The organism is Alkalicaulis satelles (assembly GCF_008630495.1).
Classification (GTDB): Bacteria; Pseudomonadota; Alphaproteobacteria; order Caulobacterales; family Maricaulaceae; genus Oceanicaulis; species Oceanicaulis satelles.
On sequence record NZ_VWOJ01000002.1, the window covers coordinates 230,409 to 244,525 of the forward strand.

The window sequence follows — 14,117 nt, forward strand, 5'->3', positions numbered from 1 at the left end:
GCCCGGAGGCGTTATGGCGTTGATTGACACGGGTGGCCGACTGGGACGGCCTGGCCGCGAAGCGCGCTCCGTAGAGGACATGTGAAGAGCGGCGCAGGGCGCGATCAACAGATCCGCTTTCGCCGGCAAGGGCCCCGGCGGCGCGCCGCCACAAAGGACACGGGAGCATCCATGACGAAGAAGACCGCCAACGACAACAAGAACTTCAAGAAAGGCGACTATGTCGTCTATCCCGCGCACGGCGTCGGCCGGGTGACGGGAGTGGAGAAGGAAACCGTGGCCGGGTTCGACATCGAGGTCTATGTGGTCTCCTTCGAGCAGGACAAGATGACCCTTCGCGTGCCCACAGCCAAGGCGACCGCCTCGGGCATGCGTCCGCTGGCCAGCGAGCAGGTGCTCAAGGACGCCATCGGCACGCTGAAAGGCAAGCCGCGCATCAAACGCACCATGTGGAGCCGCCGCGCCCAGGAATATGAAGCCAAGATCAATTCGGGCGATCTGATCTCCATCGCCGAAGTCGTGCGCGATCTGCATCGTCAGGAAGACCAGCCCGAGCCGTCCTATTCGGAGCGCCAGCTCTACGAATCCGCGCTCGACCGCATGGTTCGCGAAGTGGCCGCGGTGGAGAAGGTGGACCGGGAGAAAGCCCTCGAGCTGCTCACCCGCACCCTCACCAAGAAAGCCGCCTGATATCTGAGACTTCAGGTCCAGGACGAAGAACGGGGCCCGCCTTGGCGGGCCCCGTTTGTTTTGGGGGCGCTCGTTTGTTTTGGCGCCGGCGCCGCACCCCTCACGCCCCGCGAAAGCGAAGCCGCAGCAGGGCGCTAACCCTCTTCAGCCTCCACAGCGGGCTCCGGCTCCGGCGCGGCTTCCGGCGCAGGCGCGGCGGCGGCGGCCGCCTGGGCTTCCTGACGCAGGATGGTGTCGCAATTGCGCCCGCCATAAAGGCCGTTGAGGAAGTACCAGCGCTTTTCGGCCACGGCCCGGCGGGCCTCTTCCTGTTCACGCTGGCGCTGCGCGGCGCGGCCCATCATGCCGCCCACCGCGCCCAGACCCGGCACGGCCCGCGCCGCGCCCGACATCATGGCCCCGTGCTGGGCCAGCGCCGTAGCGGTGTTGACCGCATATTCGCTGGTCATCAGCCCGCCTTCGGGAGAACCGCCCAGGATCCCGGTCTGTTCGCTGGCGGCGGCGATGATTTCCTGGCAGGTCAGGGCGGTGTCGCCCATACGCATGACCTGGCCTTCCTGGGCGCTGGCGGCGCCCGCGGCGATGAGGGCGCAGGCAGCGGCTGTCACAATACGTTTCATGATGAAGTCTCCCCGTGTTGGGCGCGCTCCCGTCAGGGCCGGCGCGCCAGGTGGAGACAAGGCTAGCGGGCAGGCGCTGTTTACGCCCTGCCCTGAACAGGGGGGTCAGATCACCCCGCGCCGGGACAGCGCCTCGATCACCTGGGCCTGACGCTCACGATAGAAATCCTTGGCCGGGGTGATCACCTCGCCCTTCTCCATCAGCGAGCCTTCAGGGTGTACGCTCGCCCCGCCATAGGCGCGGGCCCACAAATCCATGGGCTGGCGGGCCAGCAGATTGCCCATGGACACCTTGCGGCGCAGGCGGCGGACCTGGCCCACATCCACCTCGCCATAGGCGCACATGGACGGGCCGCTGGCGGCCTCGGCCACGATCAGCCCGCGCGGATCGACAATCTTCGAGCCCCGGTCCGCGCTGGCCTGCGGGATGGGCGTACCGGTCATCCCGCCGGTATTGGCCGACACCACATAGGCGAGGTTTTCAATGGCTCGGGCCTGTTTGGCGATATTCTTCGGGGTGGCCTGGGGGCTGGCCACTTCCGAGGAGGCGTGCACGAACACCTCCGCCCCGCGCACAGCGTGCAGGCGCGCGATCTCGGGATGCAGGATCTCCTCCGAGGCAATGGCCGCCAGCCGGCCAAGGGCGGTATCGGCCACCGGGAACAGCGCCGCTTCGCCATAGGCGTCCAGATACGGATCGAGCACATCATAGGGGCTGGGCGCATACATGGAGATCAGGCGCCGGTAACGCAGCACCTGCGTCCCGGACGGATCGATCACCACGCAGGCCTGGAAATAGAGTGAGGGGAAATGGGGATCGGTCTCATACCCGTTCCAGGCCAGGTGAATGTTGAATTCGGCGGCGATGGCGGCCATGGCCTCAAATTCCGGCCCGTCGGAATCAATCGCCGCCTTGTCACGCCAGGCCTGCGCGCTTTCGCGCATGGGAAAGCCGGTAAGGGCATATTCGGGCAGCACCACCAGGCGCACATCCGGGCCGATAAAGGCTATGGAGCCTGCAATTTCAGCGCGGATACGCGCGATGGACGCCAGCATGCGCGCACGCGCACTGTCACGGTCCGCACAGGCATTGACGGTCTCGCACAGTGATTGCAGCGCCAGGGCGGTGTAGGCGGGATCAGGGGCCGTCATCAAACTCACTCCTTGCAGTCAGCCGCGAACCCGCGACATAGTCCGGACATGAACATTCAGATACAAATGCCAGAAGGCCTGACATGACAACGTCTTCTGCGCGGGGAAGCGATGCAGCGCCGCGGCTGGCGCCGGACCTGATCGACGAATCCCTGCCGACCCCGCTCTATCATCAGATTTTCCTGGTGCTGCGCGACCGGATCCGCGAAGGCGGATATCCCGCCGGAACCATCCTGCCAGGCGAACAGGAGCTGACGCGCCTGTTCAATGTCTCGCGCATCACCGTCAAACGCGCCATGAACGAGCTGGCCGCCCACGGCTTCGTCACCCGCCATCGCGGGCGCGGCACGGTGGTCACCCATAATGCCGGCGCGCCGGTTGTGGAGGGGCGTTTCGACACGCTGTTCGACGCGCTCAAGCGTATGGGGCTGGAAACCCAGGTGCAGCTTCTGGAGGCGTCTCATCTGCGCGCCGACGAGGAGCTGGCGCTGGAGATGGCGCTGGAACCCGGTCACCGGGTGCAGCGCGCCGTGCGCCTGCGTTCGCTGGAGGGCGATACCTTCTCCTATCTGATCACCCACGTGCCTGGAGAGATCGCGGCGCGCTACAGCGAGGACGATCTCAAGACCCAGCCCATGCAGGAGCTTCTGCGCCGGGCGGGTGCGGAAGCGGTTGAGGCCGACCAGACCATCACCGCCACGGCGGCCGAGCCTCATATCGCCGCCGCGCTGCGCATATCGCCGGGCGCGCCCCTGCTCAAGATCAAGCGCATCATGCGCGGGCGCGACGGACGCGCAGTCCAGCACATCATCGCCTATTACCGGCCCGAACGCTTCCGCTACCATATGCGGCTGGTGCGCAAGGACGCCGCCGGCGAAGGCTGGAGCGAGGCTGAACTCGCCTGACCGGTCTCGCGCCGCCCTCATCTTCCCCTCCGCCCAAAAGATATATAACTATACCATTTGAGGCCGGAACGCCCGGCTGTTCAAGAGGTAAGGCTGGCGGAGGCGCGGCGTGGCGCTGATCGAACTGATGCATATTCTGGTGCTGGTCTACTGGCTGGGCGGCGATCTGGGCGCCTTTGTCGCGAGTCGGCTTGTGGCCGATCCCGAGCGCGCGCCCGCAGGCCGGGCGGCGGCGGCGAAAATCCTGATGGATGTGGACATGGCGCCGCGCATGGCGCTGATCTTCGCCTTCCCCACGGGGTTTGCGCTGGCGGTGTATGAGGGCTGGCTGATGATCAGCACGGTCTGGATCGCGCCGGCCTTTGCGCTGGCGCTGGTCTGGGCGATTGCGGCCTGGATGGTTCATCTCAAGGCCGGGCCGGACGGGCTCGCCCGGCGCATCGATATGGCGATCCGCCTGGCGGCCCTGCTGGCGCTCACGGGCGCTGGCGCGGCGGGCATGTTGGGGGTGATCGCCCTGCCCCTGTTCATTGCGGGCAAGCTACTCTTACTGGCGCTCGCCGTGTTCGCAGGCCTGATGATCCGGCGCGCCCTCGCCCCGTTCGGCCCCGCCTTCGGGCGCATCGCCGCCGGTCAGGGCGATGAGGACGCGGAGACGGCCGTAGGCGCCAGCCTCGCCCATGCACGCCGCTGGGTGTTCGTGATCTGGGCCGCCGTGCTCGGCGCAGCGGCGCTGGGCGTCCTGCATCCGGTCTGAGGAGATTGCCATGACCCGCCCCGCTCCCGCCGTCCAAAGCCTTGCCGAAACCCTCGCCTCGATCGTGGGGCCCGATCATGTGCGTTCGGACGACGCCGCCCGCGCGCTCTATTCCCAGGATGTCTGGCGCCAGGGCGCGCAGGTGGATCTGGTGGCGAGCCCCGCTGATGAAGCCGAATGCGCCGCCGTGGTGCGCGCCTGCGCTGAAGCCGGAGCGCCGGTCTATCCGCGCGGCGGGGGCATGTCCTACACCGCCGGCTATCTTGCGGACCGTCCCGGAGGGGTGTGTCTGGACACCGTGCGCATGAACCGCGTCCTCGAGATCAGCGAAGCGGGCATGTATGTGCGCGTGGAGGCGGGTTGCACCTGGAAGACCCTGTATGAGGCGCTGGCCGCAAAAGGCCTGCGCACGCCCTTCTGGGGGCCGCTTTCGGGGATAAGCTCAACGATTGGCGGGGGCGTGTCGCAGAATAACGCCTTCTTCGGCGCCGGGGTGTACGGGCCCACATCCGACAGCGTGCTGTCGATCGCCGCCGCCCTGCCCGACGGATCGATCCTGCGCACCGGAACTGCCTCGGCGGAAACCGCCAAGGGGCCGGGCCGCCCGTTCTTGCGTCATTACGGCCCGGACCTGACCGGGTTGTTCTGCGGCGATGCAGGCGCGCTGGGCGTCAAGACGCAGATCACGCTGCGCCTGATCCCGGCGCCCGCCCATGAGCGCTGGGCCAGCTTTTCTTATCCCAGCCGGGAGGCGTGCGCCGAAGCGCTGGCCTCTCTGGGGCGCACCGGGCTGGCGTGCGAGCTGTTTGCGTTCGACCCGGGCCTGACCGCGGTGCGCATGAAGCGCGCCTCGCTGATGAGCGATGCGAAGACACTGGGCAAGGTGGTCACAGGACAGAAAAATCTGGTGAAGGGCCTGGCCGAGGGCGCGAAAATGGCGCTGGCGGGACGCCAGTTTCTGGGCGAGGCCGATTTCAACCTGCATCTGGTCACCGAGAGCCATTCCAAAACCGGGGCCGAGGATGCTCTGCGTCAGCTTACGCAACTGGCCGAGCGCGCGGGCGGGCGCAGCGTGGAACCCACCATCCCCAAGGTGATCCGCGCCCAGCCCTTCACACCATTGAACAACATGATCGGCCCGGCCGCCGAGCGCTGGGTGCCGGTGCACGGCATCGTGGCCATGGATGACGGGCCGGCCTGCTGGGCGGAGATCGAGGCGCTGTTCGCCGGGTTGAAGCCGCGCTTTGACGCCCATGGCGTCACCACGGGCTTTCTGGTGACCACGCTATCGAACACCGGCTTCCTGGTGGAGCCGGTCTTCCTGTGGCCGGACCGCCTGTTCGCCCTGCATGAGGCGAGCGTGGAGGCGGGTTATCTCAAATCCCTCACCCCCCGCGCCCCCGATCCGGACGCCACCCGGCTTGTGGCCGAGGCGCGCGAGGCGGTGGTGGACATCTTTTCAGGCTATGGCGCGGCCCATTTCCAGGCTGGGCGCACCTATCCGCTGGCGCGCACGCGCTCCGCTCCGGCGCTCGCGCTGCTCAAGGCCGTCAAGGCCGCACTGGACCCCCAGAACATCATCAATCCGGGCGCGCTGGGCCTGGGGGAGCTGTCATGAGCGCCGAGATCGCCGTGCGCAATCCGCGTACCGGCCAGACCGATTACCGCTTCACTCCGCCGTCTGCTGACGCGCTGGAGGCTGCAGCCGCGCGGCTGCGCGCCGCCCAGCCCGCCTGGGCGGCCCTCAGCATCGAGGCGCGCATGGAACGGTTGTCCGCCTGGGCGGACGCCATGGAGGCGCGCCTGGACGAGATCGCCGCTGCGCTGGAGGCCGATACCGGACGCCGCCGCGTGGCCCGGCTGGAAGTGGCGGGCGCCATCGCCTCGATCCGCGGCTGGGTGCAAGCCGCGCCGCAGCTGGCGCCCAGGGCGGACTGGACGCCAGGGCGCAGCAACCCGGCCCTGAAGCATTCGGGCCAGTATGTGCCTTACGCGCTGGTCGGCGTGATCAGCCCGTGGAACTTCCCCCTCACCCTTTCCCTCATCGACGCGATTCCTGCGCTGGCGGCGGGCGGGGCGGTCATGATCAAGCCTTCGGAAGTCACGCCGCGCTTTGCGCAACCGGTGGCGGCGAGCCTGGCCGACGCCGCGCTCTCAGATCTCGTGGCCTTTGCGCCTGGCGCCGGGGAGACCGGCCAGCAGGTCATCGCCTTGAGCGATCTGGTCTGCTTCACCGGCTCGGTGGCCACCGGGCGGAAGGTGGCCGCAGCCTGCGCGCAGCGTCTGATCCCGGCCTTTCTGGAACTGGGGGGCAAGGACCCGCTCATCATCACCGCCAGCGCCGATATCGATCTGGCGGTGCGCGCGGCCTTGCGCGGATCGGTGCTGTCCACCGGGCAGGCCTGCCAGTCCATCGAGCGCATCTATGTGGACCGCACGATCCATGACGTCTTCCTGGAGCGCCTGATTGAAGCAGCCCGGGCGGTGCGCCTGAACTGGCCGGACATCACGCAAGGCGAGATCGGGCCGGTGATTTTCGACAAGCAGGCCGCCATCATCGCCGCCCAGATCGAGGACGCCCGCAGCCGGGGCGCGGTGGTTCATACAGGCGGCCAGGTGGAAACCCATGGCGGCGGGCTGTGGATCCGGCCCACCGTTCTGTCGAATGTGGATCACACCATGAGCGTGATGACCGAGGAGACGTTCGGACCAGTCCTTCCGGTGATGGCGTTTGAAACGGTGGAGGAGGCTGTGGCGCTGGCCAATGACACGGTCTACGGCCTGTCGGCGGCGGTGTTCGCGGGCGATCTCGATGAGGCTGAAGCCATCGCCCGGCGCCTGGACGCGGGCGCGGTATCGCTCAATGACGCGGCGCTGACGGCGCTCTTCTATGAAGCCGAAAAGCAGAGCTTCAGACAGTCCGGCCTTGGACCCTCACGCATGGGGGCCGCCGGGCTGACCCGCTTTTACCGGCGCAAGGCGCTGATCGCCAATACCGGCGAGCCTGCACCCCTCTCGGCCTTCCGCGAGGACGGCTAATTACAGGTTGGTCGCCAGCAGCGCGGCGATATAGGCCGCGTAGCACACCGACAGGATCACGCCCGACGCCCGCCCGATGGGGCGCTTGGCGAACACGAAGGCCGCGCCAATCAGCATGGCCGCGCCCATCACCCAGAAATCCAGACGCAGGAAGGTGTCGTCCACCACGCTGCTCGCGCCCGCCATATGGGCAGCGATTCCAGTGATGCCGCCCACCGCGCAGATATTGAATATGTTCGAGCCGATGATATTGCCGAACGCCATGGCCGCCTGCTTGCGCAGCGCTGCGATGAGAGCGGTGGAGAGCTCGGGCAGGCTGGTGCCCACCGCCAGCAGCGTCAAGCCGATCACCGCCTCGCTGACGCCCATCTGACGGGCCAGCTCGCCGCCCCCGGACACCACGAAATGCGCGCCCAGCGGTAACAGCACCAGACCGCCGATCGTGAACAGCGCCACCATGCCCGCTGAGCGCGGCAGGCCCTCCATGGAATCCACATCGGTCATTTCAGACAGGAGCGGATCGGCGACAGCCTTCGGGCGTGAAGCCGAATATCCCAGCCAGATCGTGTAGACGAGAATCGCCCCGAACAGCACCCAGCCCTCGCGCAGGCCGAACTCGCCATCGAGGCCCATGGCGATGAAGACGATGGTCAGCACCAGCGCGATGGCGGTGTTGGTGCGCACGCCCGGCGCGCGCGTCACAAGCGGCGCCAGAATGGCCGGAATGCCCAGCACCAGAAGGATGTTGGCGATGTTGGAGCCGACGATATTGCCGTAGGCCAGACCTGGCGCGCCCTGAATGGCGGCGGCCACTGACACCACCATTTCCGGCGCGCTGGTGCCGAAAGCCACGACGGTCAGGCCGATCACCAGCGCCGGCACGCCCAGCCTGCGCGCCAGCGCCGTGGCGCCGCGCACCAGGAGATCGCCGCCCGCAAGCAGCAGCACGATCCCGAACACCACCATCAGGATCAGGAGGAGAAAATCCGCCATGAGCGCCGCGCCTGTCTGCGAGCGGAAAGCCCTCTAGTCGAGGCGCTTGTTGTCGATGAGATTGAGGATGGCGAACACGCCAAAGCAAAGTCCAAGAGCGATCAGAGCGGCCATGGGCGTTCCCTTTCATTCAAGGCGGAATAACCAGCTGGCGCTGATATAGCCTGCCCCGCCCTCGTGCGGAAGGGCGCTGGGGTCAGATATGACACAGCGCCGCAGGTCTGATTATATGCCTATTAACAGCAAGGAGTGTGAGCGATTCGTGTCTGACGCCACCCTGTCTGGTGACATTTTGCGCCGGTTGAGCACGCTGGTGCAGAGCGCCAGCCACATGCTGGTCGTGATGGCGCCGGACCGGACCATCACATGGGTCAACCGGGCCTGGGAAGAGCGCACCGGCTATACGCTGGACGAGGTGCGCGGACACAATCCGGGCCGGTTCCTGCGCTGTCCCGAGACCGGTCCCGAGGTCGGCCCCACCCTGCGCACCGCCATGGAGGCCGGCCAGCGCACCCAGATTGACATGCTGTGCGCAGCAAAATCGGGCGAGCGTTACTGGCTCAATATCGATGTTCAGCCCACATACGGTCCGGACGGGGCGCTGGACGGTTTTGTCGCCGTGCACACCGACATCACTGGACGCAAGTCCCAGGAACAGGCCGCCCTGGCCGCACGCAACCGCCTGCAGGCGACATTGAGCGCCCTGCCGGATCTGGTTCTGGAGGTCGATTCAAAAGGCCATTTCACCGCCGCGCACGCCAGCGATCCGGATCTGCTCACCACCGCAGCGGACGCACTGATCGGCCGCACGCTCGAAGAGGTTCTGCCTGGGGACATCGCTGCGTTGGGCCGCCAGATCATGGCCGAGGTGGACGCACAGGGCCTGGCGCGGGGCCACCGCTATCGTCTGGACACCAAAAAAGGCGAGCGCTGGTTTGAAATGTCCGCCGCGCCGCGCCCGCCCGACACGCCTGACAGGGAAACAGGCTATATTCTGGTGGCCCGCGACATTACCGGCCTGCACCAGGCCGAGGACCGGCTGCGCGAGGCCAATACCCGCTATGACCTAGCGGTGTCAGGATCGCTGATGGCGATCTGGGACAATGACATCGTCCACCGGCAATTATATTTCTCCCCGCGCTTCAACGAGATCATCGGCGGCCCCGAAGGAGACTGGTACGGACCCACGGACGTGTTCATGGACATGCTCCATCCCGAGGACCGCCCCCGGATCGAGGCCGCCACCCAGCACCATCTGGCCACCGACGAGCCGTATAATCAGGACATGCGCATCCGCGACATGCGCGGGGGCTATGTTCATGCGCGCGTGCGCGGCAAGGCGATCCGCGACGCAACGGGCAAGGCGGTGCGCATGGCCGGCTCGCTGATCGACATCACCGCCGAACGCCAGGCTGAAGACCAGGCCCGGCGTCTGGGCGTGCGCGCCCAGATCGCGCTGAACGCCGGCAAGCTGGGCGTCTGGGAGCAGGACGGCGCCAGCGGCATGGTGAGCATGGACGCCACGCTGGGCGAACTGATGCACCGTCCGGAGATCGCGGACCGGCTGTTGAGCCCTGAAGAGGCCTATGCCTTCACTCATCCAGAAGATCTCGACATGGTGCGCGAGCATCTGATCCGCCTGATCCGCGGCGATGTGGACGAAATGCATTCCGAGCACCGCATCGTGCGCCCTGACGGGGAGGCAGTGTGGATTCTGGCGCATGTGGGCGTGGCCGGGCGCGACGCCTCGGGCAAGCCCCTGCGCCTGGTGGGCGTGACCCAGGACCTGACCGGGCGCAAGGCCGCGGAGCTGCGCTTGCAGGAGGCGCTGGAGGCTGCAGAAGCCGCCAGCGCAGCCAAGTCCCAGTTCCTGGCCAATATGAGCCATGAGATTCGCACGCCCCTCAATGGCGTGCTGGGCATGGCCCAGCTTCTGGAGCTCACCGGGCTGGATGAGCGCCAGCGCAGCTATGTGGAGACCATAAGGGCGTCCGGCCGGGCGCTTCAGTCTGTCATTGAGGATGTGCTGGACATCTCGCGCATTGAAGCGGGCAAGCTGACGCTGTCGCCCGGTCCGGCGCACCTGGCCGATGTGATCAGCCAGGCCATTCACGCCGGCGCCAGCGACGCCGCGCGCAAGGGTCTGGAGGTGCACACCGAAATCGATCCTGCGCTGGACGCGCCGGTGATGGTGGATGGCGCGCGGCTGGCCCAGGTCCTGACCAATCTCATCTCCAACGCGGTCAAATTCACGCACGAGGGTCATGTCGCCATTCATGCACGCGCCCTCTCGTCTGGACGGATCAGGCTGGAGGTCGAGGACACCGGCCCCGGCCTGGATCACGATATGCAGTTGCGGATCTTTGACCGGTTCAGCCAGGCCGATATGAGCCCCAGCCGGACCCATGGCGGCGCCGGGCTGGGTCTGGCCATAGCACGCGAACTGACCGAGCTGGCCGGCGGGCGGATCGGGGTGAGCTCCGAACCCGGCAAGGGCGCCCTTTTCTGGGTGGAGCAACCCGCGCCGGCGGCCAAGAAGGATCCCGCCAGCCCCGAGCCGGAGATATCCGGCGCAGCGCCCGCCGGCCCGTTGCGGCGCGTACTGGTGGTGGAGGATAATCCTGTCAACCGGTCCGTGGCCGCCGGGCTTCTGACCGAAGCCGGGTTCCAGGTATCCGAAGCAGGCAGCGCCGCTGACGCCCTGCGCTTTTTGCGCGAGGGAGGAGTAGACGCCGCGCTTCTGGACCTGCACATGCCCGGCATGGGCGGGGACGAGGCCCTGCGACGCATCCGCTCGGGTGAGGCCGGGCCAGCCGACCTGCCGGTCTTCATCCTCACCGCCGATGTCACCCGGGAAGCGCGTGAACGGCTCAAGGACGCCGGCGCTGACCGCTTCTTCGCCAAACCGGTGGATGCGCACGCCCTGATCCACGCCCTGCGCGCCCGGCTCAGCCAGGACGCGGCGTGATGGCGCGCATCACCCTGATTGATGACGATCCGGTGGAAGCGTTGATCCTGCGCGAACTGCTCGCCCATGGCGGCGCCGGCCATGAACTGGTCCATCATACCCGGCTGGAAGACTTCACCACCGCCCCTGTGGCCGATCTGGTGCTGCTCGACCGGCGCGTGCCGCCCCATGACGACTTCGCCTCCAGCCTGCCCGCCCTGGAAGCCAGCGGCTATGCAGGCCCGGTGCTGCTGATCTCCGCCGCGCCCGAGGGCGTGAGCGCCGGATCCGACGTGCTGACCCTCACCGGCCCGGTCTCGAAATCGGACCTGCTGGAGCCCGCAGCGGTCGCGCGCGCCATAGAGGCGGCTCTGGCGGCGGGGGGGTGAACCAGTTCAAGGCAGCGCCATCAAGGTGGGCTTTGAAGCGCATCTGCAAGAGCGGGCTTTAGTAGCGCAAGCACCGCGCCGGGCGCCCCCGCGAGAAAAAAACGCGTGTCCGACACGGTTTTTCTGCGCGTCATGACACGCATTTGCTAGCTTGGCGTCCCACAGAGCCTTCAAGCTGGGAGACGCCATGAAACGCGACCGGACCAAAAAGCTGAAAGCCAACGCGAAGCTGGACGTGCGCCTGCCCGACCAGCTGAAGGACGAGTTTCTCGCGCGATGCCGCGAGGAAGGCGTCTCCAGCGGGGCCGTCATCCGGTCGCTGATCCTGGAATATCTCAGAACCCGGCCCCGGCAATTGTCGGCCATGGCCGCAAGCTTGAAGGAGACGATGGTGAAGACTCATAAATGGATCGCCGGCGCCATTGGCGCCGCCGCGGCCGCCGCCGCCGGCACGGCGGCCTTGCTGTTTGCGCCCATGGCCAATGCCGAGGATGTTGAGGTCGGGTTCGCGCTGCGGATCTCTGAAGCGGGGCAGTCCTCCACCGCATCGGCAGAGATTCGGCTCCCGCTGGGCCAGCCGGTCATGATCTTCCTAGAAGACCTCCCGCTGGAGTCCCAATACGGCCTCATGGTCCAGGTGAACACGTGCGCAGCGGATGCTGACGAAAGGGGGGCCGCCGCCTCCGGCGCCCAGACTTGCGAACATGTCTGGGAATTCGAGGTCTTCGAAGCGGTCGAATGGCGCAGAAACGAGCACGGCGGCATTTCGGTGACGCAAAAGCGCGTGCTGGGGACGCCGCGCCTGGCGTCCGGACGGCACGCCGCCGTCTCCTTCGAATTGGGCTCCGTCTTGCCGGACGGATCATCCCTGGGGACCGTATCCGGCGAGTTCGCTGTCCGCTCTGGGGCCTGACCCGCACAACACACAAAAAGGGCGGCTGTTACCAGCCGCCCTTTCCTTATGCGTTTGAGGGGATGGAGCCTAGAAGCCCATATCGCCCATGCCGCCGCCCGGCATGGCCGGAGCTGCGGATTCTTTCTTCGGCTTTTCAGCCACGGCCGCTTCAGTGGTGATCATCAGCGCAGCCACGGACGCGGCGTCCTGCAGCGCGGTGCGCACCACTTTGGCCGGGTCGATCACGCCGGAGGCCACCAGGTCCTCATAGACCTCGGTCTGGGCGTTGTAGCCGAAATTGACGTCCTTGGATTCAAGCACCTTGCCGACCACGATGGAGCCTTCGACACCGGCGTTCTCGGCGATCTGACGGATCGGGGCCTGCAGGGCGCGCACCACGATGTGGATGCCCTGGTTCTGGTCCTCGTTCTCGCCGGTCAGGCCTTCAAGCGCCTTGGAGGCTTTGAGCAGGGCGACGCCGCCGCCCGGCACAATGCCTTCCTCGACCGCGGCGCGGGTGGCGTTCAGCGCGTCATCGACGCGGTCCTTGCGCTCCTTCACCTCGATTTCCGAGGCGCCGCCGACCTTGATCACCGCCACGCCGCCGGCCAGCTTCGCCAGACGCTCTTGCAGCTTCTCACGGTCATAGTCAGAGGTGGTGTCCTCGATCTGGCGACGGATCTGGCTGACGCGGCCTTCAATGGCCGACTTCTCGCCCGCACCGTCCACGATGGTGGTGTCATCCTTGGTGATGGACACTTTCTTGGCGGTGCCCAGCATGTCCAGGGTGACGTTTTCCAGCTTGATGCCCAGATCTTCGGAGATCACCTGGCCGCCGGTCAGGACAGCGATGTCCTCCAGCATGGCCTTGCGGCGGTCGCCGAAGCCCGGCGCCTTGACCGCAGCGATCTTCAGGCCGCCGCGCAGCTTGTTGACCACCAGGGTGGCCAGCGCCTCGCCCTCGACGTCCTCGGCGATGATCAGCAGCGGACGGCTGGACTGAACCACGGCCTCGAGCACCGGCAGCATGGCCTGCAGCGAGGACAGCTTCTTCTCGAACAACAGGATGTAGGGGTCATCAAGCTCAGCGCGCATCTTGTCGGCGTCGGTGATGAAATAGGGCGACAGATAGCCGCGGTCGAACTGCATGCCCTCGACCACTTCCAGCTCGGTCTCGAGCGACTTGGCTTCCTCGACCGTGATCACGCCTTCATTGCCGACTTTTTCCATGGCGCGGGCGATCATGTCGCCGATGGAGCTCTCGCCATTGGCCGAAATGGTGCCGACCTGGGCGATTTCCGAAGAGCCCTTGATCGGGGTGGACATGCCCTTGATGGTGTCGACGACTTTCAGCACGGCCTTGTCGATGCCGCGCTTGAGGTCCATCGGGTTCATGCCGGCGGCCACCGACTTCATGCCCTCGCGGATGATCGCCTGGGCCAGGACCGTGGCGGTCGTGGTGCCGTCACCGGCTTCGTCATTGGTGCGCGAGGCCACTTCGCGCACCATCTGGGCGCCCATGTTCTCGAACTTGTCTTCCAGCTCGATTTCCTTGGCCACCGACACGCCGTCCTTGGTGGTGCGCGGGGCGCCGAAGGACTTCTCGATCACCACATTGCGGCCTTTGGGGCCCAGGGTGACCTTCACGGCGTCAGCCAGGATATCGACGCCCTTGAGCATGCGCTCACGCGCTGAAGCGCCAAATTTCACGTCTTTCGCGGACATAGGGG

At 66.7% G+C, this 14,117-nt stretch carries 12 protein-coding genes; 8 read left to right on the plus strand and 4 right to left on the minus strand.

Features of this window, described 5'->3' with window-relative positions:
- The first annotated feature begins 171 nt into the window (after nt 1–171).
- On the plus strand, nt 172–690 hold the full coding sequence (locus tag F1654_RS06810) for a CarD family transcriptional regulator (protein ID WP_150022777.1): 519 nt from the start codon (nt 172–174) through the stop codon (nt 688–690).
- Between the two features lie 134 nt (nt 691–824).
- Here F1654_RS06810 and F1654_RS06815 read toward each other — a convergent pair whose 3' ends face one another.
- Nucleotides 825–1,310, minus strand: coding sequence for a hypothetical protein (locus F1654_RS06815; RefSeq protein ID WP_150022778.1), 486 nt, complete (start codon nt 1,308–1,310; stop codon nt 825–827).
- A 105-nt stretch (nt 1,311–1,415) separates the two neighbouring features.
- Nucleotides 1,416–2,462, minus strand: a complete 1,047-nt coding sequence (locus tag F1654_RS06820; RefSeq protein ID WP_150022779.1) for a nitrilase-related carbon-nitrogen hydrolase — start codon at nt 2,460–2,462, stop codon at nt 1,416–1,418.
- Between the two features lie 83 nt (nt 2,463–2,545).
- Between F1654_RS06820 and F1654_RS06825 the strand changes: the two genes are divergently transcribed.
- The 4 genes from F1654_RS06825 to F1654_RS06840 all read left to right on the plus strand — a co-directional run bounded on the left by F1654_RS06825 (nt 2,546) and on the right by F1654_RS06840 (nt 7,163).
- Nucleotides 2,546–3,367: a GntR family transcriptional regulator gene (locus F1654_RS06825; RefSeq protein ID WP_150022780.1), complete on the plus strand. Its 822-nt coding sequence runs from the start codon at nt 2,546–2,548 to the stop codon at nt 3,365–3,367.
- A gap of 109 nt (nt 3,368–3,476) precedes the next feature.
- Nucleotides 3,477–4,124 carry a hypothetical protein gene (locus tag F1654_RS06830; RefSeq protein WP_150022781.1) on the plus strand — a complete coding sequence of 216 codons (648 nt, stop codon included), beginning with the start codon at nt 3,477–3,479 and terminating at the stop codon, nt 4,122–4,124.
- 10 nt (nt 4,125–4,134) lie between these two features.
- A complete protein-coding gene (locus F1654_RS06835; RefSeq protein ID WP_150022782.1) occupies nt 4,135–5,742 on the plus strand; it encodes an FAD-binding oxidoreductase in 1,608 nt (535 codons plus the stop codon).
- Nucleotides 5,739–7,163, plus strand: coding sequence for an aldehyde dehydrogenase family protein (locus F1654_RS06840; RefSeq protein WP_150022783.1), 1,425 nt, complete (start codon nt 5,739–5,741; stop codon nt 7,161–7,163). The genes F1654_RS06835 and F1654_RS06840 overlap by 4 nt, the downstream gene beginning before the upstream one ends.
- Here the strand turns inward: F1654_RS06840 and F1654_RS06845 are convergent, their stop codons facing one another.
- The gene (locus tag F1654_RS06845; RefSeq protein WP_150022784.1) at nt 7,164–8,156 is read right to left on the minus strand and encodes a calcium/sodium antiporter; all 993 of its coding nucleotides are present in this window, start codon (nt 8,154–8,156) and stop codon (nt 7,164–7,166) included. It lies immediately after the preceding gene.
- Nucleotides 8,157–8,418: 262 nt separating this feature from the next.
- Here F1654_RS06845 and F1654_RS06850 point away from each other — a divergent pair, with 262 nt between their 5' ends.
- The 3 genes from F1654_RS06850 to F1654_RS06860 all read left to right on the plus strand — a co-directional run bounded on the left by F1654_RS06850 (nt 8,419) and on the right by F1654_RS06860 (nt 12,405).
- The gene (locus F1654_RS06850) at nt 8,419–11,124 is read left to right on the plus strand and encodes a PAS domain-containing hybrid sensor histidine kinase/response regulator (protein WP_199200493.1); all 2,706 of its coding nucleotides are present in this window, start codon (nt 8,419–8,421) and stop codon (nt 11,122–11,124) included.
- Nucleotides 11,124–11,492: a response regulator gene (locus F1654_RS06855; protein WP_150022786.1), complete on the plus strand. Its 369-nt coding sequence runs from the start codon at nt 11,124–11,126 to the stop codon at nt 11,490–11,492. The genes F1654_RS06850 and F1654_RS06855 overlap by 1 nt, the downstream gene beginning before the upstream one ends.
- A 187-nt stretch (nt 11,493–11,679) precedes the next feature.
- Complete coding sequence (locus F1654_RS06860) at nt 11,680–12,405, plus strand: ribbon-helix-helix protein, CopG family (protein WP_150022787.1); 726 nt, start codon at nt 11,680–11,682, stop codon at nt 12,403–12,405.
- 69 nt (nt 12,406–12,474) lie between these two features.
- Here F1654_RS06860 and groL read toward each other — a convergent pair whose 3' ends face one another.
- The gene (gene groL, locus F1654_RS06865; protein ID WP_150022788.1) at nt 12,475–14,112 is read right to left on the minus strand and encodes a chaperonin GroEL; all 1,638 of its coding nucleotides are present in this window, start codon (nt 14,110–14,112) and stop codon (nt 12,475–12,477) included.
- Between the last annotated feature and the right edge of the window lie 5 nt (nt 14,113–14,117).

What these genes read in the sequence shown, in the direction of transcription:
- F1654_RS06810 (WP_150022777.1), top strand. Translation starts at nt 172, where the DNA reads ATGACGAAGAAGACCGCCAACGACAACAAGAACTTCAAGAAAGGCGAC.
- F1654_RS06815 (WP_150022778.1), bottom strand. Translation starts at nt 1,310, where the DNA reads ATGAAACGTATTGTGACAGCCGCTGCCTGCGCCCTCATCGCCGCGGGC.
- F1654_RS06820 (WP_150022779.1), bottom strand. Translation starts at nt 2,462, where the DNA reads ATGACGGCCCCTGATCCCGCCTACACCGCCCTGGCGCTGCAATCACTG.
- F1654_RS06825 (WP_150022780.1), top strand. Translation starts at nt 2,546, where the DNA reads ATGACAACGTCTTCTGCGCGGGGAAGCGATGCAGCGCCGCGGCTGGCG.
- F1654_RS06835 (WP_150022782.1), top strand. Translation starts at nt 4,135, where the DNA reads ATGACCCGCCCCGCTCCCGCCGTCCAAAGCCTTGCCGAAACCCTCGCC.
- F1654_RS06840 (WP_150022783.1), top strand. Translation starts at nt 5,739, where the DNA reads ATGAGCGCCGAGATCGCCGTGCGCAATCCGCGTACCGGCCAGACCGAT.
- F1654_RS06845 (WP_150022784.1), bottom strand. Translation starts at nt 8,156, where the DNA reads ATGGCGGATTTTCTCCTCCTGATCCTGATGGTGGTGTTCGGGATCGTG.
- F1654_RS06855 (WP_150022786.1), top strand. Translation starts at nt 11,124, where the DNA reads ATGGCGCGCATCACCCTGATTGATGACGATCCGGTGGAAGCGTTGATC.
- F1654_RS06860 (WP_150022787.1), top strand. Translation starts at nt 11,680, where the DNA reads ATGAAACGCGACCGGACCAAAAAGCTGAAAGCCAACGCGAAGCTGGAC.
- groL (WP_150022788.1), bottom strand. Translation starts at nt 14,112, where the DNA reads ATGTCCGCGAAAGACGTGAAATTTGGCGCTTCAGCGCGTGAGCGCATG.